Source organism: Streptomyces sp. Pv4-95, from assembly GCF_045782725.1.
Taxonomy (GTDB): Bacteria; Actinomycetota; Actinomycetes; order Streptomycetales; family Streptomycetaceae; genus Streptomyces.
The window spans coordinates 6,572,438-6,596,275 of the sequence record NZ_CP127172.1; the positions used below are offsets into that span (position 1 = coordinate 6,572,438).

At 72.2% G+C, this 23,838-nt stretch carries 21 protein-coding genes; 13 read left to right on the forward strand and 8 right to left on the reverse strand.

From position 1 onward, the window contains the following. Window positions 1-15: 15 nt before the first annotated feature. Window positions 16-720 (reverse strand): response regulator, encoded by a 705-nt coding sequence (locus QOM21_RS28745; protein ID WP_407553886.1) that lies wholly within the window; start codon window positions 718-720, stop codon window positions 16-18. A gap of 143 nt (window positions 721-863) precedes the next feature. Here QOM21_RS28745 and QOM21_RS28750 point away from each other — a divergent pair, with 143 nt between their 5' ends. The 4 genes from QOM21_RS28750 to QOM21_RS28765 all read left to right on the forward strand — a co-directional run bounded on the left by QOM21_RS28750 (window position 864) and on the right by QOM21_RS28765 (window position 5,271). After that, window positions 864-1,847: a Bug family tripartite tricarboxylate transporter substrate binding protein gene (locus QOM21_RS28750; protein WP_407555891.1), complete on the forward strand. Its 984-nt coding sequence runs from the start codon at window positions 864-866 to the stop codon at window positions 1,845-1,847. After that, window positions 1,844-2,368 carry a tripartite tricarboxylate transporter TctB family protein gene (locus tag QOM21_RS28755; RefSeq protein WP_407553887.1) on the forward strand — a complete coding sequence of 175 codons (525 nt, stop codon included), beginning with the start codon at window positions 1,844-1,846 and terminating at the stop codon, window positions 2,366-2,368. Before QOM21_RS28750 ends, QOM21_RS28755 begins: the two co-directional genes overlap by 4 nt. A gap of 3 nt (window positions 2,369-2,371) precedes the next feature. Beyond that, a complete protein-coding gene (locus tag QOM21_RS28760) occupies window positions 2,372-3,931 on the forward strand; it encodes a tripartite tricarboxylate transporter permease (RefSeq protein WP_407553888.1) in 1,560 nt (519 codons plus the stop codon). 158 nt (window positions 3,932-4,089) lie between these two features. Then, on the forward strand, window positions 4,090-5,271 hold the full coding sequence (locus tag QOM21_RS28765) for a methyltransferase domain-containing protein (protein ID WP_407553889.1): 1,182 nt from the start codon (window positions 4,090-4,092) through the stop codon (window positions 5,269-5,271). Window positions 5,272-5,286: 15 nt separating this feature from the next. Here QOM21_RS28765 and QOM21_RS28770 read toward each other — a convergent pair whose 3' ends face one another. Then, window positions 5,287-6,234 carry a GNAT family N-acetyltransferase gene (locus QOM21_RS28770; RefSeq protein ID WP_407553890.1) on the reverse strand — a complete coding sequence of 316 codons (948 nt, stop codon included), beginning with the start codon at window positions 6,232-6,234 and terminating at the stop codon, window positions 5,287-5,289. A gap of 248 nt (window positions 6,235-6,482) precedes the next feature. On the opposite strand from QOM21_RS28770, the gene QOM21_RS28775 reads away from it, so the two are divergent. The 3 genes from QOM21_RS28775 to QOM21_RS28785 all read left to right on the forward strand — a co-directional run bounded on the left by QOM21_RS28775 (window position 6,483) and on the right by QOM21_RS28785 (window position 8,704). Beyond that, the gene (locus QOM21_RS28775) at window positions 6,483-6,872 is read left to right on the forward strand and encodes a GntR family transcriptional regulator (RefSeq protein ID WP_407553891.1); all 390 of its coding nucleotides are present in this window, start codon (window positions 6,483-6,485) and stop codon (window positions 6,870-6,872) included. A 73-nt stretch (window positions 6,873-6,945) separates the two neighbouring features. Then, on the forward strand, window positions 6,946-7,722 hold the full coding sequence (ddaH, locus tag QOM21_RS28780; RefSeq protein ID WP_407553892.1) for a dimethylargininase: 777 nt from the start codon (window positions 6,946-6,948) through the stop codon (window positions 7,720-7,722). A gap of 19 nt (window positions 7,723-7,741) precedes the next feature. Next, complete coding sequence (locus tag QOM21_RS28785; RefSeq protein ID WP_407553893.1) at window positions 7,742-8,704, forward strand: pirin family protein; 963 nt, start codon at window positions 7,742-7,744, stop codon at window positions 8,702-8,704. A gap of 145 nt (window positions 8,705-8,849) precedes the next feature. Here QOM21_RS28785 and QOM21_RS28790 read toward each other — a convergent pair whose 3' ends face one another. The 3 genes from QOM21_RS28790 to QOM21_RS28800 form a co-directional block, all read right to left on the reverse strand. Continuing rightward, window positions 8,850-9,125 carry a hypothetical protein gene (locus QOM21_RS28790; protein ID WP_407553894.1) on the reverse strand — a complete coding sequence of 92 codons (276 nt, stop codon included), beginning with the start codon at window positions 9,123-9,125 and terminating at the stop codon, window positions 8,850-8,852. Window positions 9,126-9,273: 148 nt separating this feature from the next. Further along, window positions 9,274-10,386 (reverse strand): DUF5925 domain-containing protein, encoded by a 1,113-nt coding sequence (locus QOM21_RS28795; RefSeq protein ID WP_407553895.1) that lies wholly within the window; start codon window positions 10,384-10,386, stop codon window positions 9,274-9,276. 159 nt (window positions 10,387-10,545) lie between these two features. Beyond that, on the reverse strand, window positions 10,546-11,784 hold the full coding sequence (locus QOM21_RS28800; RefSeq protein ID WP_407553896.1) for a S8 family peptidase: 1,239 nt from the start codon (window positions 11,782-11,784) through the stop codon (window positions 10,546-10,548). Between the two features lie 328 nt (window positions 11,785-12,112). Here QOM21_RS28800 and QOM21_RS28805 point away from each other — a divergent pair, with 328 nt between their 5' ends. Then, window positions 12,113-12,919: an SGNH/GDSL hydrolase family protein gene (locus QOM21_RS28805; protein ID WP_407553897.1), complete on the forward strand. Its 807-nt coding sequence runs from the start codon at window positions 12,113-12,115 to the stop codon at window positions 12,917-12,919. 262 nt (window positions 12,920-13,181) lie between these two features. Further along, entirely contained in the window at window positions 13,182-13,445 is a 264-nt protein-coding gene (locus QOM21_RS28810; protein ID WP_407553898.1) for a hypothetical protein, read from the forward strand. A 385-nt stretch (window positions 13,446-13,830) separates the two neighbouring features. Here the strand turns inward: QOM21_RS28810 and QOM21_RS28815 are convergent, their stop codons facing one another. Beyond that, complete coding sequence (locus QOM21_RS28815) at window positions 13,831-15,087, reverse strand: type ISP restriction/modification enzyme (RefSeq protein WP_407553899.1); 1,257 nt, start codon at window positions 15,085-15,087, stop codon at window positions 13,831-13,833. Window positions 15,088-15,292: 205 nt separating this feature from the next. Between QOM21_RS28815 and QOM21_RS28820 the strand changes: the two genes are divergently transcribed. Further along, window positions 15,293-16,684, forward strand: coding sequence for an MFS transporter (locus QOM21_RS28820; protein ID WP_407553900.1), 1,392 nt, complete (start codon window positions 15,293-15,295; stop codon window positions 16,682-16,684). A gap of 72 nt (window positions 16,685-16,756) precedes the next feature. Here QOM21_RS28820 and QOM21_RS28825 read toward each other — a convergent pair whose 3' ends face one another. After that, a complete protein-coding gene (locus QOM21_RS28825; protein WP_407553901.1) occupies window positions 16,757-17,506 on the reverse strand; it encodes a GntR family transcriptional regulator in 750 nt (249 codons plus the stop codon). 16 nt (window positions 17,507-17,522) lie between these two features. Next, entirely contained in the window at window positions 17,523-18,857 is a 1,335-nt protein-coding gene (gene hmgA / locus QOM21_RS28830; RefSeq protein ID WP_407553902.1) for a homogentisate 1,2-dioxygenase, read from the reverse strand. A 168-nt stretch (window positions 18,858-19,025) separates the two neighbouring features. Between hmgA and QOM21_RS28835 the strand changes: the two genes are divergently transcribed. From QOM21_RS28835 to QOM21_RS28845, 3 genes are all read left to right on the forward strand, one after another. Continuing rightward, the gene (locus QOM21_RS28835; RefSeq protein WP_407553903.1) at window positions 19,026-19,730 is read left to right on the forward strand and encodes a TetR/AcrR family transcriptional regulator; all 705 of its coding nucleotides are present in this window, start codon (window positions 19,026-19,028) and stop codon (window positions 19,728-19,730) included. 170 nt (window positions 19,731-19,900) lie between these two features. Then, a complete protein-coding gene (locus tag QOM21_RS28840; RefSeq protein ID WP_407553904.1) occupies window positions 19,901-22,210 on the forward strand; it encodes a molybdopterin-dependent oxidoreductase in 2,310 nt (769 codons plus the stop codon). 120 nt (window positions 22,211-22,330) lie between these two features. Further along, a complete protein-coding gene (locus QOM21_RS28845) occupies window positions 22,331-23,788 on the forward strand; it encodes a CitMHS family transporter (protein WP_407553905.1) in 1,458 nt (485 codons plus the stop codon). Window positions 23,789-23,838 lie beyond the last annotated feature (50 nt).

Genomic DNA, 23,838 nt, shown 5'->3' on the forward strand with positions numbered 1-23,838 from the left:
GAGCCTGGTGGCCGCTCAGGCGATCCAGCGGTAGCGCCGCTCCGGCCGGCCCGTACCGCCGTAACGGAGCGAGACCTCCGCGCGGCCCGTTTCGGTGAAGTACTCCAGGTAGCGCCGCGCGCTCACCCGGGACAGCTCACCGGCCGCCGCGCACTCGGACGCGGACAGTCCCTCGGTGTGGCCCCGCAGGGTGCGCTCGACCAGTTCCGCGGTGTGTGCCGCAAGGCCCTTGGGCAGACCCCGGGAACCGGGCGGGCGGGTGCCGAAGATCTGATCGACGTCCTCCTGGCTGGCTTCGCCCAGCCGGTCCAGCCGCGAGCGGACCGCCGCCACATGACGCAACTGCTCCTGAAGAGAAGTGCGGTGGAACGGCTTGATCAGATAGTGCAGGGCTCCGGCCCGCAGGGCGTCACGGATGATGTGCGCATCGCGGGCGGCGGTGATGAAGAGCGCGTCGACGGGCTGCCGGGGCTCGCGGCCGGGCTCCCCGCGGGCCTCCTCCTCCCGGGCACGCAGCTCGCGCAGCACGCTCACCCCGTCCATGTCCGGCAAATACACGTCCAGCAGTACGAGATCGGGCCGCAGCCGGTCGGCCGCGCGCAGCGCCTCGGCGCCGCTGTGCGCCACGCCCGCGACGGAGAAGCCCTCCGTGGCGGCCACGTAGTGGCTGTGCAGCTTGGCGACCATGAAGTCGTCGTCGACGACCAGGACCTCGGTCATCACACGCGCCTCTCCATGACCAGAAGTTTCATAAGGACCCTTAATACCGGAAGCGAGACGCGAGGTTAACCCCCGGGCAACATGTGGCCCGCATCACACCGTCCACCCCCCCGCCGGCCAACCACAGAAGGGTGGTGTCACCTGTGCGTCCGCGCACACCCCTCGCTCTGCTCGCGGCAGCGCTCCTGGTCCTCCTCGGGCCCCCGCTGCTCACCTCCGGCAGCGGCGCCGAGACCGGCACGCAGATCCCCGGCCTGAAGATCATGGTCCCCAACACCCCGGGCGGCGGTTACGACATCACCGCCCGCACGGCCGCCAAGAGCATCGAGGACGCCGAGCTCAACCACAACGTCGAGGTGTACAACCTGCCCGGCGCCGGGGGCACGGTCGGACTGAGCCGGCTGGTCAACGAGCGCGGCAACGGCAAGCTCGCGATGTCCATGGGGCTCGGGGTGGTCGGCGCGGTGCACACCAACCACGCGCCCTCCACCCTGGGCGACACCACTCCCATCGCCCGGCTGACCGAGGAACCGGACATCGTGGTCGTCGCCAAGGAGTCGAAGTACCGGACGTTCGGCCAGCTGCTCGCCGACTGGAAGAAGCGGCCGGGCAAGATGCCGGTGGGCGGCGGATCCTCGCCGGGCGGCCCCGACCACCTGGCACCCATGCTGATGGCCAAGGCCGCCGGCATCACCCCGAAGACCGTCAACTACGTACCGTTCGACGGCGGCGGTGAACTGCTCGCCTCCGTCCTCGGCGGCAAGGTCGCCTTCGGCGTCTCCGGCCTCGGCGAGTACCTCGACCAGATCAAGTCGGGCGAACTGCGGCTGCTCGCCGTCACCGGCCCGAAGCGCGTCCCCGGATTCGACGCGCCGACCCTCAAGGAGTCGGGCGTGGACGTGGAGTTCACCAACTGGCGCGGCATCGTCGCCCCGCCCGGCCTGTCCACCGCCGAACGGGACAAGCTGATCCACCTGTTCACGAAGCTGCACGACTCCCCGCAGTGGAAGGACGCCGCCAAGCGCAACGGCTGGATCGATGCCTTCGCGACCGGCGAGACCTTCGGCCGCTTCCTGGACGCCCAGGACCGGCGGGTCGACAAGGTACTGAAGGAGCTGGGGCTGTGAGTACCTCCGAGACCGCCCACCGGACCCTGCGCGAGCGGCTGCGCGGCCGCTCCGAACTCGGCGTGTGCGCCCTGCTCCTCGTCCTCGGCGTCCTGGTACTGACCGACGCCGTCACCATGGACACCGACTTCGCCCAGCGCGGCCCGGTGGGCCCGACCACCGTCCCGTTCGTCGTGGGCGCCCTGCTGCTGCTCGTCGCCGTCCTGCTCGCGGTGGACGTGCTGCGCGGCGGCCGGGGCGAGGCCGAGGGCGGCGAGGACGTCGACCTGACCGAGCCCGGCGACTGGCGCACCGTCGCGCTGCTCGTCGGCGTCTTCCTCGCCAACGCCGTCCTCATCGGCCCGCTCGGCTTCCCGATCTCCGGCGCCCTCCTCTTCTGGGGCTCCGCGTACGCGCTGGGCAGCCGCAACCTCACCCGCGACCCGCTGATCGCGGCCGGGCTCGCCCTGGCCACCTTCCTGGTCTTCAACAACCTGCTGGGCGTCCCGCTGCCCGGCGGCCCGCTGATGGGGGTGCTGTAACCGATGGACTCCCTGAACTCCCTCCTCGACGGCTTCGGTACGGCGCTCACCCCGCTGAACCTGCTGTGGGCCGCCATCGGCGTCCTGCTCGGCACCGCCATCGGCGTGCTGCCCGGCATCGGCCCCGCCATGGCCGTCGCGCTGCTGCTGCCCGTCACCTACGGACTCGATCCCACCGGCGCGTTCATCATGTTCGCCGGCATCTACTACGGCGGCATGTTCGGCGGCTCCACCACCTCGATCCTGCTCAACACACCGGGCGAGAGCGCCGCCGTCGTCGCCGCCATCGAGGGCAACCCGATGGCCAGGGCCGGCCGGGGCGCCCAAGCGCTCGCGGCGGCCGCCATCGGCCACTTCGCCGGCGGCATGATCGGCACGATCCTGCTCGTCGTCCTCGCCCCCACGGTGGCCGCGCTCGCCGTCGACATCGGCGCCCCCGACTACTTCGCCATCATGGTCCTGGCGTTCATCGCGGTGACGTCCGTCCTCGGCAGCTCCCGCATCCGCGGCTTCGCCTCCCTGCTGATCGGCCTCACCCTCGGCCTGGTCGGCCTGGACCAGATGACCGGCCAGCAGCGGCTGACCTTCGGCTCCCTGCAACTGGCGGACGGCATCGACGTGGTGATCGTCGCGGTCGGGCTGTTCGCCATCGGCGAGGCCCTGTGGGTCGCCGCCCATCTGCGGCGCTCCTCCGGAGAGTCGATCCCCGTCGGCCGCCCCTGGCTGGGGCGCGCGGAGCTGCGCCGCACCTGGAAGCCGTGGCTGCGCGGACCGCTGATCGGCTTTCCGTTCGGCGCCATCCCGGCGGGCGGCGCGGAGATCCCCACCTTCCTGTCGTACGTCACCGAGAAGAAGCTCAGCAGGCACCGCGACGAGTTCGGCCGGGGCGCCATCGAGGGCGTGGCCGGTCCCGAGTCGGCGTCCTCCGCGTCCGCGGCGGGCACGCTGGTGTCCATGCTGACGCTGGGCCTGCCCACCACGGCGGTCGCCGCCGTCATGCTGGCGGCCTTCCAGCAGTACGGCATCCAGCCGGGACCGCTGCTCTTCGAGCGGGAACCCGACCTGGTGTGGGGCCTGATCGCCTCCCTGTTCGTCGGCATGGTGCTGCTGCTCGTCCTCAACCTGCCGCTGGCACCGGTCTGGGCGAAGCTGCTGCGGATCCCGCGGCCCTACCTCTACGCGGGCATCCTCTTCTTCGCGGCGGTCGGCGCGTACGCCGTCGGCGGCGAGGCCCTGGACCTGGTGATCCTGCTGGTCATCGGCCTGATCGGGCTCGGGATGCGGCGCTACGGACTGCCGGTGCTGCCCGCGGTCATCGGGGTCATCCTCGGCCCGGCCGCGGAGCAGCAGCTGCGCCGGGCGCTGCAGATCAGCGACGGCAGTGCCGTCGGCCTGGTCAACACGCCGTTCGCGGCGACCGTCTACACCGTGATCGTCATCCTGCTGGCCTGGCCCTGGATCAAGCGGCTGGTGCCGCGTGGGCGGAGCGGGCCGCGATCGGGTACGGGAGCCGGGTCCGGGGCCGGATCCGGGGATGAGACGGCCGGCAGCGGCGGCGGGTGAAACATGGTGGCCGGCGGGGTGAGATCCGCCGGCCGCCCCGTACAACTCGACGGCCCGCGCGGGCTGTCGGGCGCCCGATCCCCCCGCGCCTTCACGGCGGGCGGGGAGTGCTCAGCTGCTCCCGGCCCATTGTCAGTGGCCGCTGGCACCATCGGCACATGACCACCGACCAGCCCGCCCGCCGGCGGGAAGCGCCGCTGCCCGGTACCGACGCCGCCTACTGGGATTCCGCCGCCGAGACCTTCGACGACGAACCCGACCACGGCCTGCGCGATCCCGCCGTCCGTGCCGCCTGGGACGAGCGGCTGCGTTCCTGGCTGCCGTCCGGGCCGTCCGACATCCTCGATCTCGGCTGCGGCACGGGGAGTCTGGCCCTGCTCGCCACCGAGCAGGGCCACCGCGTGACGGGCGTCGACCGCTCGGCCGCGATGGTCGCGCGGGCACGCGCCAAGCTCGCCGGGCGGGAGGCGGACTTCCTCGTCGGTGACGCCGCCGCTCCGCCCGTGGGGGAGCGGCGGTTCGCCGTCGTCCTGGTGCGTCATGTCCTGTGGGCGCTCCCGGACCCGTCGGCCGCCCTGCGGCACTGGGCCGGACTGCTGGCTCCCGGCGGCCGGCTGCTGCTGATCGAGGGGCGCTGGGGCGAGGCCGACCCGGTCGGCCTCACGGCAGCGGAACTCGTCTCGCTCGCCGCCCCGTTGGCGGAATCCACCCGCGTGGAGGACCTCTCCGGCGAACCCGCTCTCTGGGGCAAGGAGGTGCATGACGAGCGCTATGCCCTGATCGCCTGGCCGGACCGCACACCCGAGGCCGGCCCGGCGCCCGGTGCCGCCCGGCCCGTCCGGCACACCGAAGTCGTCGACGTCCACCTGGTGTTGCGCCGGGGCGACGAGGTGCTGCTCGCCCGCCGCTCCGGCACCGGCTACGCGGACGGCCTGCTGCACGCCCCGTCGGGACACGCCGAGGACGGCGAGGACGTGCGGGAGGCCATGATTCGCGAGGCCCACGAGGAGTTGGGGCTGCGGCTGACGCCCGCCGATCTGCGCGTCGGCCTGGTCATGCAGCACCGCGCCCCTGGCCCGGCGCGGCCCCGCATCGGCTGGTTCTTCGAAGCGGTCCACGGCGCGGGCGGAGAGCCGGAGAACCGCGAGCCGGACAAGTGCTCGCAGCTGGCGTGGTATTCGCTGGACGCGTTGCCGGACGACATGGTCGCGTACTGCCGGGCGGGGCTGGACGGTCTGCGCGCAGGTCACCGATTCCTGCTCCACTGGCACCGGGCAGGCGACAGTATCGCCTACGACCCCTCCGCCCCCAGCCGCGCGGTCGCTCTGGACGGGCCGTAGCGGGCAGGGGTGCCCTCACCTCCGGTCCCGGTCCCGGTCCCGCGAGAGTTCGCGCACACACCGCCACTCGGCGCCGAACGGGCGGTAGCCGAAGGCCCGGTTGATGGCGAGCATCGGGGCGTTGGTGGCGTCGTTGCCGGTGAAGGCGGCGGTGCAGTCGGCGTCCCGGGCGCGGCGCAGCGAATCGGTCTTCGCGAGCCGGGCCAGGCCCCTGCCCCGGAAGGCGCGTCGGGTGCCGGTCATACCCGTCGAATAGCGGCCGAGACCGTCGACCTCGGCCAGGGTGTAGGACGCGATGTCCCCGTTCACGGTCACCACCGAGCTGAGGTTCCAGTCGATGTCCGGGTGCTCCCACGTGTGCAGCAGCCAGTCCTCGTAGGCCATGGCGTCGCAGGCGACCTCGCCCGGCTCGTCCGCGGTCGCCTCGGCGTCCGCCTCGAACAGCGGGCGGGGGTCGGCCCCGAAGTCCGCGCCGGTGCACAGGCGGACGCCGGGCGGCAGCGGGGAGGGGAGGGGCGGCAGGCCGGCGGACCGCAGATCGAGACGGAGGAAGCGGGCCGGGCGGGCCCGGCGGTAGCCGCGGCGCTCCGCGAAGGCGAGAGAACCGGGCTCGTCGACGGCCCAGGCGTACAGATGGGTGGCGCCGGCCTCGGACAGATGCGCCTCGGCCGCGGCCAGCAGCGCCGATCCGACGCCCCGGCCCCGGTGCTCCGGGTGGACCTGCGGGGTCGCGGCGCTCTGCCCCGGCAGGCTGCTGTCGTACAGCAGTGCGCTGCGGACGGCGCCGACGATCCGGCCGTCCAACTCGGCGACGAACAGCCGCAGACACTGGGCCGCCGGCGCATGGGCGACATCCCAGGCGATGCCTTGCGGGGTGGAGAGGAGGTACGGCAGCGCGGCACGCCGCAGGTCTGCCACGGCCTTGGCGTCGGCCGGCCGGAATTCGCGCACGGTGGGCGTCATGGCTGCGGACGGTACGCCGCCCGCTCCCTCCGCGCCTCCCTATTTCGACCGGAAGATGCCCGGTTGCCCAGAGGCGACCGGACCCGCACCCGCAACTGCCCGCAGTGGTGCCGGCCACGGCGCGAAAGCGCCCCGTATCCCCGCGCGGGCGGCGCTCCTGACGCACAATGGGTGCGACAAAACCGCGCACCGGCGGAAGCCCGCACCCGACGCAACCGCCCGGCCCCACCAGCACCAGGAGCGCCACCGTGTCACCCCAGACCCTCACGATCATCATCGACCCGGACGCGGCCGAAGCGCCGTACGAACAGGTACGCACCCAGATCGCCGACCGGGCCAGGGACGGTGGCCTGCCGGTCGGCTACAAGCTGCCGACCGTCCGCGGGCTGGCCGAAGACCTGGGGCTGGCGGCCAACACCGTCGCCAAGGCATACCGCGCCCTGGAATCCGACGGTGTGATCGAGACCAGGGGCCGCAACGGCAGCTTCATCGCGGCCGCGGGCGAGGCCGCGGACAAGGAAGCCGCCGCGGCCGCGGAAAGCTACGCCCGGCGTGCCCACCGGCTGGGCCTGGACCGGCGCGCCGCCCTCGCCGTCGTCGAGGACGCCCTGCGCGCGGCCTACGGATCCGGCACCTGACCACGCCCCGAGCCACCCGAGACGACCCCGCCGCCGGCCCCGGCACGGCGCCCCGCCACCCCGAAGGAATCGCATGCCCAGTCAGCAGGCACTCGTCCGCCGCCCCTCCCCGCGCCTCGCCGACGGCCTGGTCACCCACATCGACCGGCAGCCGGTCGACGCCGCCCTCGCCATGCGCCAGTGGGAGGGCTACGTCCAGGCGCTCCGCGAGCACGGCTGGCACACCACCGAGGTGGACGCGGCCGATGACTGCCCGGACGCCGTCTTCGTCGAGGACACCATGGTCGTCTTCCGCAACGTGGCGCTGATCGCCCGCCCCGGCGCGGATTCCCGCAAGCCCGAGACGCGCGCGGCGCGGGCCGCGGCCGAGGCACTCGGCTGCTCGGTCAACGAGGTCCGGGCGCCCGGCACACTCGACGGCGGCGACGTCCTGAAGATCGGCGACACGGTCTACGTCGGCCGCGGCGGGCGCACGAACGCCGACGGTGTACGGCAACTGCGCGCCGCCTTCGAGCCGTTGGGCGCCCGAGTCGTCGCCGTACCGATGAGCAAGGTGCTGCACCTGAAGTCCGCGGTCACCGCCCTGCCGGACGGCACCGTCATCGGCTACCCGCCGCTCGTCGACGACCCGGCCGCGTTCCCGCGCTTCCTGCCGGTCCCCGAGGAGCCCGGTGCGCATGTGGTGCTGCTCGGCGGCGGCAGGCTGCTGATGGCCGCCAGCGCGCCCAAGAGCGCCGAGCTCTTCGCCGACCTGGGCTACCGCCCCGTCCCTGTGGACATCGGGGAGTTCGAGAAGATGGAGGGCTGCGTGACATGCCTGTCCGTACGCCTGCGCGAGCTGTATGCCTGAGCGCGCATATCGTGGCGGTATGAGCAACCTCGATCTCCGGCCGGCACCCAACCTGTGCGGGGGGAACGGCCGTACGGGGCCGGTCCGCGACGTCCAGCCCGGCAAGCAGGTGGCCCTCGGCGAGAGCACCGTCGTCCGCCGGCTGCTGCCCAACCTCGGGCGGCGGATGGTCGGCGCCTGGTGCTTCGTCGACCACTACGGTCCCGACGACATCGCCGACGAGCCCGGGATGCAGGTGCCACCGCATCCGCACATGGGCCTGCAGACCGTCAGCTGGCTGCACGAGGGCGAGGTGCTGCACCGCGACAGCCTGGGCAGCCTGCAGACCGTACGGCCGCGCGAGCTGGGCCTGATGACGTCGGGACAGGCCATCTCGCACTCCGAGGAGTCCCCGCACGGCCACCCGCCGCTGCTGCACGGCGCCCAGCTGTGGGTGGCGCTGCCCGGCGAACACCGCCTTACCGCGCCGGCCTTCGAGCACCATGCCGACCTGCCCGTCATCACCGGTGGGGGCGGCCTGTCGGCCACCGTCATCCTCGGTGAGCTGGACGGCGCCACCTCACCCGGCACCACCCACTCCCCGCTCGTCGGCGCCGATCTCACCCTCGCCGCGGGCACCGACGCCCGCCTGCCGGTCGACCCGGATTTCGAGTACGCGGCGCTGGCCATCTCCGGGGAGACCGAGATCGACGGGGTGCGTCTGGCGCCCGGCGCCCTGCTCTACCTCGGCTGCGGACGCACCGAACTCCCCTTGCGGTCCGAGGACGCCGGCAGCCTGATGCTGCTGGGCGGCGTGCCGTTCGAGGAGGAGATCGTGATGTGGTGGAACTTCGTCGGCCGCACCGGCGAGGAGATCGCACAGGCCCGCGCCGACTGGATGACCGGCAACCGCTTCGGCGAGGTGCACGGCTACGACGGCGCCCGGCTGCGCGCCCCCGAGCTGCCGCCGGTGCCGCTGAAGCCGCGAGGAAGGGCGCGCTGACCTGCGGGCACGGCCCGGGTCGTGGTCTCTCGGGGCACGCGTTCACCGCATGGACGGCTGCACCTGCCGTACTTCAACGGTAAGCAGCGCACGCCCCTCCCGCCACCTTGCGCGCTCCGCCACCCGGCATGCCCGCCGCTGCGCCTCACATCTGCTGCGGGAAGACGTAATAGGACTCCAGCGGGCCGCCTGCGATGTGCACCAGCCTGACGAAGGACACCTGATCCTCGTCGTTCGACAGGTGATCGAGCACTCTGGTGTCGATACAGACGCCGTTCACCGTGAACTCGGGCTCCAGCCGTTCCCTGAGGAACTTCTCCGGGTCGGCGCTCAGGGTCTCCCACTCTCCTTCGCCGAGTTCGATGTCGAAGATTTCGAGAGGGTACGACTCCCCCTCGCTTTTCCGGACCGCCTTGGCCATGGCGCGCTCCTTCCGAAGAGAGCTCTCCCCTCCTTTCAGCTTGCGCTCTCCAACGGCCTGGGCAAGTCGAGCGGACCGGCGGCCGCGGCTCCTCCCGTGGGCGGGAAGCGCGGGGCCGCGACCGGGAATTCGCACCGCGGCGTGGCCCTCACAGATACATGCCCGCGTCCGCCCCCGCGTCCTGGGCCGGGACCGAGGCGGGCCGGGTGCCGCGGCGCAGCGCGAAGAGCTCGGCGAGGGAGGCGCCCTCGCGGCCGATGCCCTCCTCGGTGCCCAGCCAGTGCACCGCTTCGGGGCGGGTGAGCGGGCCGACCTCGATACGGGCCAGGCAGCGGCCGGGGCGGACCACCGCGGGATGCATGCGCTCCAGGTCCTCGTTGGTGGTGACGCCGACCAGGACGTTGCGCCCCTGGCCCAGCAGACCGTCCGTCAGGTTGAGCAGCCGCGACAGTGCCTGGCCCGCCGTGTGCTTGGCCTCGCCGCGGATGAGTTCGTCGCAGTCCTCCAGGAGCAGCAGGCGCCAGCGGCCCTTGCCGGTGCTGTCCTCCTCCCCGATGGCGATGTCCATGAGGTAGCCGACGTCGTTGAACAGCCGCTCCGGGTCGAGCACGCAGTCCACCTGGCACCAGTCGCGCCAGGAGCGGGCGAGGGTGCGCAGCGCGGAGGTCTTGCCGGTACCGGGCGGGCCGTGCAGCAACAGCAGCCGGCCGGCGATCTCCTCGGGCGCCACCTTCATCAGCCGGTCCATGGCATCGGCCACCGGCGCGGTGTAATTGGGGCGGATCTCGTCCCACGTTCCCGCGGAGATCTGCCGGGACGTCCGGTGCGGGCCGCGGCGCGGTGAGAAGTACCAGAAGCCCATGGCGACGTTCTCCGGCTGCGGCTCCGGTTCGTCCTCCGCACCGTCCGCCGCCTGCCCCAGCACCTTCTGGGCCAGCTCGTCGCTGACGGCGGTGACCGTCACATCGGCCCCGCGGTTCCAGCGCGAGACCAGCAGGGTGAACCCGTCGCCCTCCGCGAGGGTGGCGCTGCGGTCCTCGTCGCGGGCGGAGCGCAGAATGCGCGTGCCGGGCGGCAGCAGGGTCAGCCCGGACTTCACCCTGTCCACGGAGCGGCTGCGGGCGTACGGCTGCTCTCCCTTGGCGAACCGCCCCAGAAAGAGCGCGTCGATGACATCGGAAGGGGAATCGCTGTCGTCCATGTTCAGACGGATCGGAAGGGACTCCTCGGCGGCGGACGGCTGGACGTGATCGGCAGACATGCCGCCATGATCTGTCACGGCACCCGGTCCGGCACGCGGATTATCCCGGTGTTTTCCCCGGACAGAACACAACCGTTACGTGGAAACCGGGCGCCGGGCCCGCGGGACGCCCGGAAGGGCCCCGGGCGATGTGCCGCCCGGGGCGCCGTGGTGGCCGTGTTACGGGACGATCTTGAGCAGCTTGTTCGGCGATCCGGCGCCGGGGCTGGTCACGACTCCGCCGGTGGCGCCGTTCGTCAGGGCGGTGGCGACCGCCGCGGGGGTGGCGGCCGGGTGGCCGGCGAGGTAGACCGCGGCGGCGCCCGCCACGTGCGGGGACGCCATCGAGGTGCCGGAGATGGTGTTGGTGGCGGTATCGGTGGTCTTCCAGGCGCTGGTGATGCTGCTGCCGGGCGCGAAGAGGTCCACGCGCGACCCGTAGTTGGAGTAGCTCGCGCGCGCGTCGGTGGAGGTTGTCGCGCCGACGGTGAGCGCTTCGGGCACGCGCGCCGGCGAGTAGTTCTGCGCGTTCGCCCCCGAATTGCCGGCGGCGACGGCGTAGGTCACCCCGCTCTTGATGGAGTTCTGCACCGCGGTGTCCAGGGCCGCGTCGGCGCCGCCGCCCAGCGACAGGTTCGCCACCGAGGGGCCGCTGTGGTTCCTGGTGACCCAGTCGATGCCCGCGACGACCTGGGCGGTGGTCCCCGAGCCCGCGTTGTTCAGCACCCGCACCGCCACGATCCTCGCCTTCTTGGCGACGCCGTAGGAGGTGCCGGCCGCGGTCGCCGCGACATGGGTGCCGTGCCCGTTGCCGTCCTGGGCGGTGGTGTCGTTGTCGACGGCGTCGTAGCCGTTCGCCGCCCGCCCGCCGAAGTCCTGGTGGGTGACGCGGACGCCGGTGTCGATGACGTAGACGGTGGCGCCGGAGCCCGCGGTGTCCGGGTAGGTGTACTTCTGGTCGAGCGGCAGGTTCGCCTGGTCGATCCGGTCCAGCCCCCAGGACGGCGGGTTGGTCTGGGTGCCCAGGGCGTGCAGGGTGCGGTCCTGGAAGACCTGGTCGACGGCCGGGTCCGCGGCCAGCCGTCTCGCCTGCGCGGCCGAGAGCGTGACGGCGTATCCGTTGAGGGCGGCGGTGTAGGTGCGCCGCACGGTGCCGCCGTACTCGGATATCACGCCTCTGCCGTGCGCCGAGGCGGACGTGAACCCGGCGTCGCGCTTCAGGGTGACGAGGTAGCTGCCGCGCACCGCGTCGGCGGCCCCGGCACCCACGACGGTGCCTTCCGCGGGCGCCGCGTGGGCGGGGAAGGACAGGGCGCCGAGCGTGGCGGCGGCCGTGGCCGCGGTGAGCGCCGCGGCGATCCGCAGCCGGGCCGAACGGTTCGGGGTGGAGCGCGGGGTGGTGTTACGCGTCACTGCCATCGCGAGGGAGTCCTCCTCATCGGTGGCGCGCCGTGGTGCGCGCGCGAGGGATGGGGCGTACGGAGCCGTACGCGCCGGGCGGTGCCGCGGAGGGTTCCGCTGACCGCCCGTCAAAAGGTTCGGCGAGGGGGCCGCCCGTATCAACACTTCTGTCGGGATGTCATATGCACGTCATAGCAAAGCAATGTCAGCTCCGACATGGCGGTGGAGATCCCCATGGATCGTCAGATTTGCCGCGAAGCATGCATCAGCTTTGGCATGGACACTTCCGGTTACCGGTGAGTCCTGCTACCACGGATGAGGCAGAGACCCTGCTGAGGGAGGTTCCATGAGACTGTCCCGATTCGCGGCCACCACGGCCGCCTTCTTCGTCACCACGGCGCTCGCGCTCACCGGCACGAGCGCCGCCGCATCCGGCCAACAGGCCGCAGCCACCGGCTATACGGCCCTGGGCGACTCCTATTCCTCGGGAGTCGGGGCCGGCAGTTACGACAGCGCGAGCGGTGACTGCAAGCGCAGCACCAAGGCATACCCGGCCCTCTGGGCCGCGTCGCACTCACCCTCGTCCTTCCGGTTCGCCGCATGCTCAGGTGCTCGTACGGGTGATGTCCTCAACAACCAGCTCTCCTCGCTCGACAGCTCCACCGGGCTCGTCAGCATCACCATCGGCGGCAACGACGCGGGCTTCGCCGACACCATGACCACCTGTGCGCTCAGCTCCGAGAGCGCATGTCTGGCCCGCGTCGCCCAGGCCGTCGACTACGTCCGCAACACCCTGCCCGCCAAGCTCGACGGGGTGTACACCGCCATCTCCCAGAAGGCCCCCTCCGCCCGCGTCGTCGTCCTGGGATACCCGCACTTCTACAAGATCGGCGGCAGTTGCATCGCCGGTCTGTCGGAGAAGTCCCGTACCGCGATAAACGGCGCCGCCGACGAGATCAACGGCGTCACCGCCAAGCGGGCCGCCGATCACGGCTTCTCCTTCGCCGACGTCAACACCACCTTCGCCGGCCATGAACTCTGTTCGGGCGCCGCCTGGTTGCACAGCGTGACCTACCCCGTCCTGGAGTCCTACCACCCCACCGCCACCGGACAGGCCGGCGGCTATCTGCCCGTCTTCGGCGGCGCCGCGTAGATCTCCCGCATCCCCGAAGCCGAGGAGGGGCCGGAATCCGGGCCCTCCTCGTGTTCCCGTCGCCCGTGGTGCCAGGTGCCTTCCGTCGCCCGACGGGCAATCAACTTGCCCTGGTCGATGCCCTGTACGCGATGTTCCGTATGGTGTTCGTCAACGTCGAAGCGAGGCAGGTGGATCCGTTGGGCGGTCTGCACGCGTGTCCTCCAAGAGAGATAGGGTTACCCTGCCCGGGCCGGGTGCCCTCGTACGGGTGGGGAGAGTCATGGAACAGATAACAGTGCGTAGCAGGGCGCGAGTCCCTGCCATCAACTGCGGGAGTGGCGCGTCCAGTGCGCGCCTCGACCGTCATCTCGCGGTGCTGGGCGGTCCCGCCGTCCCGCAGCGTGAGGCACAGGGTGCGACGTCATTGATGCAGGAGCTCACCGCTCGTGATCACACGCGCACCAGAGGGAGCCGCGGCGCCAGGGTCTCGCTGTTCGCACCGCTGCGCAGGCTGCGGCGTTCGCTGTTCGGCGGCCACGGCTGACCGTAGTACCCCTGAAGTGAATACCTCGGGCGACCACACCGTCCCGGCGCAGCGCTGCGATCCGATCGCGCATCAGGCCAAGGGCGTCACGCAGCGCGTCGGTGTGCTCGCCGGAGGCAGGAATTCTTCTCTCCGGTGCGCTCCGACTGCCTTCCCCTCACCCGGAGGCCGTTCGGTGCCCGGATACGAACCACCCGTCCCCGTGACGGGTGGTTTTTTCTTTGCCCCGTGACCGCCGCAGGCGCCTGGCCGCGGGGCCCGGCGCACCAAGGGCGTGAGGCGTTCTCCTCGCCGGGGCCGGAGTTGGCGCCCCAGGAGTGACCCAGGAGTGACCCAGGAGTGAGTGGAAGGCGTGCACGGGCGCCGGGGCGCGCGCCCCGGCGCCTCACAGCAGGGCGAACTGCCCCTCGGGGCCCTCTTCGTGGTGGTCCAGCACGGATGCCGGACGACGCGCGGAGAGCGGCGCGGGGACGACGCCGGCCGCCCGCAGCTCGGCCGCCCCGATCCCCGGAGCGTCCGCGGCCCGCAGGCGCAACTCCTCCACCGGCGCGCTCAGTTCGGCCAGCAGGGCCAGGACGGTGATCAGCTCCAGCAGGTCCGACGTCCATTCCTGCGGCCAGGTCGCGGGGCGCAGTGCCGCCAGCGAACCGGCCTCGGCCGGCTCCGCGCCCGCGCCGGTGCGCTGCGTGAACCAGGCGTCGAGGACGCGTACGCCGCCTGCGTGGTAGTCCCAGGCGCCCGGCGGCACCGGCGCGATCCGGCCGCTGCCCAGCAGCAGCGCCTCCTCGTCCCGGTCGTAGGCGAGAGTCTGCGGCAGGCCGTGTTCGGGAAGGGCCGCGCGTACGTAGGGCCGGCGGCCGCCCGGCATCCGGGGCCGCTCCGTTGCGCGCGAGCCGTCGGCGGGCTCCCCGCCCGTACGGGCGCCGCGGGTCTGCAGCCACAACAGCCGCCCGCCGAGGGCCACCCCGTCCTCCCAGACCGCCGGATCGGCGGGGAGCGGCACCACGCAGCCGTCGGGGGAGTGGTGGGCGCTCGCGGTGATCCAGGCGAGGAGCTCGGCCGGTGCCACGGGGCGCGCAAGGCGGCGGCCGAGCAGGTCGAGCAGGCCCGGTGTGAGGTTCGGCTCGATGCCGCCCGGCCGCCGGTAGAGCGGGTGGATCCGGCCGGGGCGGCCGGCCGGTGACCGCCCGTCCGGGAGCGTCGCGGAGCACACCACGGCGGGGCCCGGCACCTGGGGCACCGCTCCCCACGCGACAGCGAACAGCTGGCGGTCGTCCGCCACCCGCCACAGCTCCGGCCGGGCGGTGTCGATCAGCCGGTGGTCGGGCAGCAGCCACTGCTGATCGAAGGGGCCGTGCAGCACCCGCTGGGGCGCCGGGCACGGCCCGCCCGCCCGCAGCAGCCGCTCGGTGGGGGTTGCCTGGCCGGGCAGCTGCCCGACGGCGGAGTGCAGCGTCCGGGCCCGGGACGGCCGGAACAGCCGCTCACGGGCCGCCGCGTCCTCGGCCGCCACCAGCCGCTTCCAGCGGGCCGTGAGGACCGCGGGATCCGGCCCCATGACCCAGGAACGGCCGAGCCGCAGCGGCGCCACGGACCACGGCATCAGATCGGACAGCCGTGGCGCGTCCTGCTTCGCCGTCACGCGGAGCCCCTCCCGGACCGTTCGGTTGACCCCGGCATCGTAACCAGGGGCCGGTGGCCGCGTCGGAATCCCGAGCCCGGAGCACTCCTGCCCACGCGCCCTTCCGGTAACTGATCTTGGAGGGGTACCGTCCACGCGGTACGCCCGATGCGCGGTGCGGCGTGGCTCCGCCCTGCGCGTGGGACCTGCTCAGGGGAGGACCGCCATGTCGGACACCGTCTCCCCCACGCCTGACCGGCGCGGGGGAACCCCCATCGGCGCTCGCGCCGCGGCGCGGCTCGACCGGCTGCCGCCCTCCCGATGGCACCGCCGGATCACGCTCGTCGTCGGCATCGGTGCCTTCTTCGATCTCTACGAGATCTTTCTCGGCGGTGTGCTCGGCGCGGTCCTGGCCGAGCAGTGGCATCTCGGGCACACCGGGAAGTCCTGGGTGATCGCCTCGGGGTTCCTCGGCATGTTCGTCGGCGCCAATGTGCTGTCGGTGCTCGCCGACCGCTTCGGACGGCGCCGGATGTTCATGGTGAATCTGGGCGCGTACTCACTGTTCTCCCTGCTGTGCGCGTTCGCCCCGAACCTGGAGTGGCTGCTGGCGCTGCGCTTCCTCGCCGGCCTCGGCCTCGGTGCCGAGCTGGTCCTCGTCGACACCTATCTCGCCGAGTTCCTGCCGCGCGCGGTCCGTGGCCGGTACATCGCCTACGCGTACACCTTCGGCTTCCTCGGGGTGCCGGTCGCCGCGCTCCTCGGGGCCCGGCTGGTGGCCGAACAGCAGCTGCTGGGCATCGAAGGCTGGCGCTGGCTGCTGGTCGCCGGCGCGCTGGGCGCCGCCTTCATCCAGCTGATGCGTAGCCAACTCCCTGAGTCACCACGGTGGTTGACGGTCAGGGGGCGGACCGCGGAAGCCGACCGGATCGTGTCCGGCATCGAGGAGCGGGTGGCGCGGGAGACCGGCACCAGCCTGCCGTCCGTCCCGGAGGTGGAGAATGTTCCGGAGCGGAAGGTGCCGCTGGGGGAGATGTTCCGCGGGGACTTCCGCCGGCGCACCGTCATGTGGTGGATCTTCCAAGTCCTGCAGACCGTCGGCTACTACGGCTTCGGTTCGCTGGCGCCGGTGGTGCTCACCGAGAAGGGCCACACCGTCACCGCGTCCCTGCTGTACGCGGCGCTGAGCTTCTGCGGCTATCCGCTCGGGTCGGCACTGTCCATCCCGCTCATCGACCGGATCGAGCGCCGCACGCTGATCATCGCCTCCGCCCTCGGCATGGCCGGCTGCGGCCTGGCCTTCGGATTCGCCTCCGCCACCTGGGCGATCGTCGCCTTCGGCTTCGGCCTGACGGTGTGCAGCAACGTCTTCTCCAACGCCTTCCACGTGTACCAGACCGAGATCTTCCCGACGGGGCTGCGCAGCAGCGCGATCGGCATCGCCTACTCGCTGTCCCGGCTCACCTCGGTCGTGCTGCCCTTCGTGGCGCTCAGCGTGCTGACCGACCTCGGGGCGGCCGCGGTGTTCGCGGGTTCCGCGATGCTGATGGTGCTGTTGTGCCTGGACGTGGCGCTGTTGGGGCCGCGCAGCACGGGCCGGAGCCTGGAGCGCATCTGAGCGCCCTCCCGGGGCCGTTCCGCCCCGGGGCCGCTCCGCTCCGTCGCCCCGGACCGTGCCGGACCGGCACGGTCAGTGCGCGTCCAGGGTGACCGTGAAGGAGAAGCGGTCGCCGCGGTAGCGGATCCGGGCGACGTCGACGGCCCGGCCGGCCTCGTCGTAGGTGATGCCGGTGTAGTGCAGGATCGGACTCAGCAGCGGGACCTGAAGCAGCCGGGCGGTCTCCGGGTCGGCCAGCCGCGCCTCGACGGTGTCGGTGATCCGGCTTATCCGGACGCCCACGGCGTCCCGCAGCACCTTCGTCATCGGCCACCGCTCCAGATCCGCCGGGTCGATCTTGGTGGCGACATCGGGCCGGACGTAGTTGCGCGCGTGGTTGGTGGGCTCACCCGTCTCCTCGTCGCCGCGCAGCCGGCAGAATCCGGTCACCTCCGCGCAGTCCGGGAAATACTCGGCCAGTTCGGCGGGCACCGGCACCGGTCCGTGCTCCAGCAGCGTGCTGTTCATCCCGGACTGCTGGGCGACGATCGCGTCCACCGACCCGAGCAGCCGCACCGGCGCGCCCCGCTGCGCGCTCGGCTCGATGAAGGTGCCGCGGCGCCGGTGCCGGCTGATCAGGCCCTCGGTCTCCAGTTCCTTGAGGGCCTGGCGCATGGTCAGCACGCTCACGCCGTAGTGCGCGGCGAGCGCGTCCTCGGTGGGCAGCCGCAGCGGCGCGTCCGGGGACCGGCCGAGTATGGAGGCACGCAGGGACTGCGACACCTGATACCACAGCGGCAGCTTGCGGTTCAGGGCGAGCGAGTCGGGAGCGAAGGTGTTCACAGGGCGTTCCCCGGTCTCACGGGCGGAAGTGGCGCTGGAGACCCTGCCATACGTCGTCGTAGCCGGTCTGCAGGTGTTCCGCGTCCCGGGCCTGCTCGGTGAGGGTCAGCGGCCAGCGGGTCTCGAACATGAAGGCCAGGCCGTCGTCGATCCGCTGCGGCCGCAGCTCGGCGGCGCTCGCCTTGTCGAAGGTCTCCCGGTCCGGGCCGTGCGCCGACATCATGTTGTGCAGCGAGCCGCCGCCCGGTACGAAGCCCCCTGGGCCCGAGGTCTTGGCGTCGTAGGCGCCCTCGATCAGTCCCATGTACTCGGTCATCACATTGCGGTGGAAGTAGGGCGGCCGGAAGGTGTCCTCGCCGACCAGCCAGCGCGGCGCGAACACCACGAAGTCCACCCCGGCGAGGCCGGGGGTGTCGGACGGTGAGGTGAGGACCGTGAAGATCGACGGGTCCGGGTGGTCATGGCTGATCGAGCCGATGACGTTGAAGCGGTGCAGGTCGTAGACGTACGGCACGTGGTTGCCGTGCCAGGCGACGACATCGAGCGGCGAGTGGTCGTACGTCGCGGTCCAGAGGTTGCCGCAGAACTTGTTGACGACCTCGAACGGCCCCTCGATGTCCTCAAAGGCGGCGACCGGGGCGAGGAAGTCCCGCGGGTTCGCCAGCCCGTTGGCGCCGATCGGGCCGAGGTCCGGCAGCTGGAAGGGCTTGCCGTAGTTCTCGCAGACGTAGCCGCGCGCGGTGTCGTCCAGCAGCTCGACGCGGAAGCGGACGCCGCGGGGGATCAGCGCCACATGGCCCGGTTCGGCGCGCAGCAGACCGAGTTCGGTGCGCACCAGCAGCCCGCCGCGCTCCGGGACGATCAGCAGCTCGCCGTCCGCGTCGCTGAACACCCGCCCCGTCATGGAGGAGTTGGCGTGGTAGAGGTGCACGGCCATGCCGGTGCGCCGGGTCGCGTCGCCGTTGCCGCCCAGCGTCCACAGACCGTCCAGGAAGTCGACCGGACCGGCCGGGGCGGGCAGCGGGTTCCAGCGCAGCCGGTTGGGGTCGGGGACGCAGTCGGTGAACGGCGCCGAGCGGAGGGTACGCCGCTCGGCGCGGACGAACGGCGGGTGCGCGGCCGAGGGGCGGATGCGGTAGAGCCAGGAGCGGTGGTTGTGGGCCCGCGGTTCGGTGAAAGCCGAACCGCTCAGCTGCTCCGCGTACAGGCCGAGGGGGGCGCGCTGGGGGGAGTTGCGGCCCACCGGCAGGGCGCCGGGGAGGGCCTCCGAGCTGTGCTCGTTGCCGAAGCCGGAGAGGTACCCCAGCCCTTCGGCCGTCTTCCTCGCCTGCTCGTTGCCCGTACCTGTCATCGCGTGCTCCCGCCGCTCAAGGAATCCTATGCAAGACCTTAGGATTGCTGGGGGAGCCCGTCAACGGAGACTTCCCGGCCGACATGGCCGGATCCCTTCCCCGCCCCGGCCGGGCCGGTATCCGCCCGACCGGCTGTCGTCCGGCCGAACCGAGGGCAGGATGGACGGGTGCAGCAACCCACCCCGCCACCCGCCCCGCTCCGGCGCGTCCCCGTCCAGCGGCGCAGTGCCCAGCGCCTCGCGCGCATCCTCGACGCCTGCGCAGAACTGCTGGAGGAGACCGGATACGAGGACCTCAGCACCCGCGCCGTGGCCGGCCGGGCCGGGGTCCCGATCGGCTCCGTGTACCGCTTCTTCCCCCACAAGCGGGCCATTGCCGAGGCGCTCGCCCGGCGCAATCTCGACGCCTACGCGGACCGCATCACCGCCCGGCTCGGCGCCTCCGCCGAGCCGCTGGCGTGGCGGCACGCGATGGATGTCGTGCTCGACGAGTACCTCGCCATGAAGCGGACGGTGCCGGGCTTCGCCCTGGTGGAATTCACCGTGCCCGCCCCGCAGGAGTCCCGGCAGGCCAACTACGAGGTGGCCGACCGGCTGCGCGAGCTGTTCGCCGGCCGGCTCGGCCTGGACGCCACCGACGAGGGGCTGCGCACCGCGTTCCTCGTCGCCGTCGAGACCGCCGACGCGCTGCTCCAGCTCGCGTTCCGTACGGACCCGGGCGGCGACCCGGCGATCATCACGGAGACCAGGCACCTGCTGCGGGCCTACCTCGGGCGGTATCTGGACGACGGCGGCACGGGCGGCACGGACGTCGGGACGGCGGACGGGACCGTGGGGCCCGACGGGCCGGGCGGGGGAGCCGGGGCGGGCTGACGGCGGGCTCCCCCTGGGGGCGACCGCCTACGGTGCGGGACGCCGCCCGGAGGTCCGTGGCGCGCCTTCCCCGGCGAATTTCCGTCGGCGGGCTTCCCTCATGCGTACCGGTCGGTATGGTCGGTGCGTACGCGCACCGCCGCCGCCGGCACCGTCCCCGGGAGGGACCGATGAGTCGTACCGCCCTGCGCATCTGCCCGCTCTGCGAGGCCACCTGCGGGCTCAGCGTCACCGTCGAGGAGGACGTCGCCGACGGGCGGGAACTGCTCGGCCAGGGGCGCATCACCGCCGCCCGTGGCGATCGCGACGATGTCTTCAGCAAGGGGTTCATCTGCCCCAAGGGCGCCGCCTTCGGCCAGCTCGACGCCGACCCCGACCGGCTGACCCGCCCCCTGGTGCGGCGCGACGGGCAGCTTCGGGAGGCCGGCTGGGACGAGGCGTTCGCGGCCGTGCAGGCGGGACTGCGGCCGGTGATCGAGGAACACGGGGCGAACGCCGTCGCGGTCGTGCTCGGCAACCCCAATGTGCACACCGTCGCCGGCGCGCTCTACCCGCCGGTCCTCCTCAGCACCCTGCGGACGCGCAACGTTTTCACCGCCTCCACCGTCGACCAGATGCCCAAGCACGTCTCCAGCGGCCTGCTCTACGGCGACCCGCTGGCCATACCGGTGCCCGACCTGGACCGCACCGACCACCTCGTGGTGATCGGCGCCAACCCCCTGGATTCCAACGGCAGTCTGTGCACCGCGCCGGACTTCCCGGGCCGGCTCAAGGCGCTGCGGCGGCGCGGCGGGCGGCTGACGGTGATCGACCCGCGGCGCACCCGCACCGCCCGGATCGCCGACCGGCATCTGGCGATCCGCCCCGGCACGGACGCGCTGCTGCTCTTCGCCATGGTGCAGGTGCTCTTCGAGGAAGGTCTGGTGGACCCGGGGGAGCGGGCCGCTCATATCGAAGGGGTCGCGGACGTCGAGCGGCTCGCGGCGGAGTTCACCCCGGAGGCGGTGGCGCCCGCCTGCGAGGTGCCCGCGGACGAGATCCGGACGCTCGCCCGGGAGCTGGCGGCCGCGGAGCGCGCGGCCGTATACGGCCGGATCGGCGCGAGCACCGTCGAGTTCGGCACCCTGACCTGCTGGCTCGTCGACGTGGTGAACATCCTCACCGGCAACTTCGACCGGCCGGGCGGCGTGATGTTCCCGCTGTCCGCGACCGGCGCGGCGCCCCGGCCGCCGAAGCCGGGCCGGGGGTTCGCGCTCGGCCGCTGGCACAGCCGCGTCTCCGGCCACCCGGAGGCCAAGTCCGAGCTGCCGCTCGCCGCGCTGGCCGAGGAGATCGACACGCCGGGGCCGGGGCCGGGGCACCCGGGGGCGCCGGACGGCCCGGTCCGTGCGGTGATCGCCATCGCCGCGAACCCGGTGCTGTCCGCCCCGGACGGCGAACGGCTCGACCGCGCGCTGGCCGGTGCCGGCTTCATGGTCAGCGTCGACCCCTACCTCAACGAGACCTCCCGGCACGCCGACGTCGTCCTGCCGCCGCCCCCGCCCTCCCGCAGCGCGCACTACGACTTCGCCTTCAACGCCCTCGCCGTCCGCAACCAGGCCCGCTACACCCGGGCCGTGCTGCCGCTCGACGAAGGGCGGCCGGACGAATGCGAGATCCATGCCCGGCTGATCCTGTGCGCGGGCGGCCAGGACGGTGCGGACCCCGGCCTGGTCGACACGATGGTCATCGACGCGGCGCTGGGCAAGGCCGTCGCCGACCCGCACTCCCCGGCCCACGGCCGGCAGCCGGCCGAACTCGCGGCGGAGCTGACCGGCGAGAGCGGCGCCGAACGGCGGCTCGACATGATGCTGCGGCTCGGCCCGTACGGCGACGGCTTCGGTGCGGACCCCGACGGTCTCACCCTGGCGCGGCTGCTGGAGCACCCGCACGGCATCGACCTCGGGCCGCTGGCCCCTCGGGTGCCCGGCGTCCTCAAGACCCGCGGCGGGACCGTCGATCTGTGCCCGGAGCCGATCAGGGCCACCGAAGCGGCGCGTCTGCGCGCGACCCTCGACCGGCGCCCCGAGGGCCTGCTCCTCGTCGGGCGGCGCCATCTGCGGTCCAACAACTCCTGGATGCACAACCTCCCTGCGCTGACCGGTGGCACCAACCGCTGCACCGTGCAGGTGCACCCGCAGGACGCGGCACGGCTGGGCCTGACCGACGGCGGCACCGCGCTGATGAAGGGGGACGGCGGCGAGCTGGAGGTGCCGGTGGAGGTCACCGACGCGGTGCGGCCCGGCGTGGTGAGCATGCCGCACGGCTGGGGGCACGACCGGCCCGGTACGCGGATGGGGGTGGCGGCCGCCGACCCCGGACGGAACGTCAACCAGCTCAACTGCGGTACCCGGCTGGACGTCCTGTCGGGGACCGCGGTGCTCAACGGGCTGCCCGTTCAGCTCGCCCCGGCGCCCGCGATCCCGGCCGCTCGCTCATGACCTGGTGTTTTGCTCGTATTGCTCGCACGTCAAGACCTTGTTAACAAAACTTTGCGGCACCTAACGTCGCCACGACCGCCATCCCCGGTGGGTGTTCAAGGGCGAACGTGAGGTACCCCAATGCTGACAATCCTCGGATTTGTCATGATCGCCACCTTCCTGGTGCTGATCATGATGAAGAAGATGTCACCGATAGCAGCGCTCGTGCTCATTCCCGCTCTGTTCTGCGTACTCGTGGGACAGGGTGGGAATCTGGGCGACTACGTCCTCAAGGGCATCGGTGACCTTGCCCCCACGGCCGCGATGCTGATGTTCGCCATCATCTACTTCGGGGTGATGATCGACGTCGGGCTCTTCGACCCGATCGTCCGCGGCATCCTGCGGTTCTGCAAAGCCGACCCGATGCGGATCGTGGTCGGCACCGCCGTGCTCGCCGCGATCGTCTCCCTCGACGGGGACGGCTCGACCACGTTCATGATCACCGTTTCCGCGATGTATCCGCTCTACCGCAGGCTGAAGATGAGCCTGGTGGTCATGACCGGCGTCGCCGCCACCGCCAACGGCGTGATGAACACCCTGCCCTGGGGCGGCCCCACCGCCCGCGTCGCCACCGCCCTCAAGCTCGACGCAGGCGACGTCTTCGTCCCGATGATCCCGGCGCTGGCCGTCGGCCTGGTCGCGGTGTTCCTGCTCGCCTACGTCCTGGGCCTGCGTGAGCGCAAGCGGCTCGGTGTCCTGACGCTCGGCGACGTCGTCGCGGAGAAGGAGACCGAGCAGGTCCTGGTCGGCGCGGGCGGCGGCAGCGCCACCGCGGCCGGGGGCGGCAACGCGTTCGGCAAGATGTTCCGCAAGATGGCCGTTTCCGGCGGCGCGGGCTCCACCGCCACCGCCACCGCCACCGGTGACGACGACACCAACGACGGCCCCGACGGCAGCTTCCAGGGCCTTGACCCGCAGCGCGCCACCCTGCGCCCCAAGCTGTACTGGTTCAACGCCGCGCTGACCGTCGCGCTGCTCACCCTGCTGATCATGCAGACGCTGCCGATCCCGGTGCTGTTCCTCATCGGCGCCGCCATCGCGCTGACCGTCAACTTCCCCCGGATGAAGGACCAGAAGGAGCGGATCGCCGCGCACGCCGAGAACGTTCTGAACGTCTCCGGCATGGTCTTCGCCGCCGCGGTCTTCACCGGCGTGCTCACCGGCACCGGCATGGTCGAGCACATGGCCCGCTGGCTGGTCGACGGCATCCCGGACGCCCTCGGCCCGCACATGGCGATCGTCACCGGCATCCTGAGCGTCCCGCTCACCTACCTGATGTCGAACGACGGCTTCTACTTCGGCATCGTGCCGATCCTCGCCGAGGCCGGCGCCGCACACGGCGTCGCCCCCATCGAGATCGCCCGTGCCTCGCTCGTCGGCCAGCCGCTGCACATGTCCAGCCCGCTGGTGCCCGCCGTGTTCGTCCTGATCGGCATGGCCAAGGTCGAATTCGGCGACCACACCAAATTCACCATCAAGTGGGCCGCACTGACCTCCCTGGTGGTCCTGTGCGCCGGACTCCTCTTCGGCATCATCTAGACGCAGGAACCCCTTGCCGCAACACCCCCCACACACGGAACGGAACAACG

Coding starts and splice junctions, on each gene's coding strand:
- QOM21_RS28745 (WP_407553886.1), bottom strand. CDS start 720: ATGACCGAGGTCCTGGTCGTCGACGACGACTTCATGGTCGCCAAGCTG.
- QOM21_RS28760 (WP_407553888.1), top strand. CDS start 2,372: ATGGACTCCCTGAACTCCCTCCTCGACGGCTTCGGTACGGCGCTCACC.
- QOM21_RS28765 (WP_407553889.1), top strand. CDS start 4,090: ATGACCACCGACCAGCCCGCCCGCCGGCGGGAAGCGCCGCTGCCCGGT.
- QOM21_RS28770 (WP_407553890.1), bottom strand. CDS start 6,234: ATGACGCCCACCGTGCGCGAATTCCGGCCGGCCGACGCCAAGGCCGTG.
- ddaH (WP_407553892.1), top strand. CDS start 6,946: ATGCCCAGTCAGCAGGCACTCGTCCGCCGCCCCTCCCCGCGCCTCGCC.
- QOM21_RS28785 (WP_407553893.1), top strand. CDS start 7,742: ATGAGCAACCTCGATCTCCGGCCGGCACCCAACCTGTGCGGGGGGAAC.
- QOM21_RS28790 (WP_407553894.1), bottom strand. CDS start 9,125: ATGGCCAAGGCGGTCCGGAAAAGCGAGGGGGAGTCGTACCCTCTCGAA.
- QOM21_RS28795 (WP_407553895.1), bottom strand. CDS start 10,386: ATGTCTGCCGATCACGTCCAGCCGTCCGCCGCCGAGGAGTCCCTTCCG.
- QOM21_RS28800 (WP_407553896.1), bottom strand. CDS start 11,784: ATGGCAGTGACGCGTAACACCACCCCGCGCTCCACCCCGAACCGTTCG.
- QOM21_RS28805 (WP_407553897.1), top strand. CDS start 12,113: ATGAGACTGTCCCGATTCGCGGCCACCACGGCCGCCTTCTTCGTCACC.
- QOM21_RS28810 (WP_407553898.1), top strand. CDS start 13,182: ATGGAACAGATAACAGTGCGTAGCAGGGCGCGAGTCCCTGCCATCAAC.
- QOM21_RS28820 (WP_407553900.1), top strand. CDS start 15,293: ATGTCGGACACCGTCTCCCCCACGCCTGACCGGCGCGGGGGAACCCCC.
- hmgA (WP_407553902.1), bottom strand. CDS start 18,857: ATGACAGGTACGGGCAACGAGCAGGCGAGGAAGACGGCCGAAGGGCTG.
- QOM21_RS28840 (WP_407553904.1), top strand. CDS start 19,901: ATGAGTCGTACCGCCCTGCGCATCTGCCCGCTCTGCGAGGCCACCTGC.
- QOM21_RS28845 (WP_407553905.1), top strand. CDS start 22,331: ATGCTGACAATCCTCGGATTTGTCATGATCGCCACCTTCCTGGTGCTG.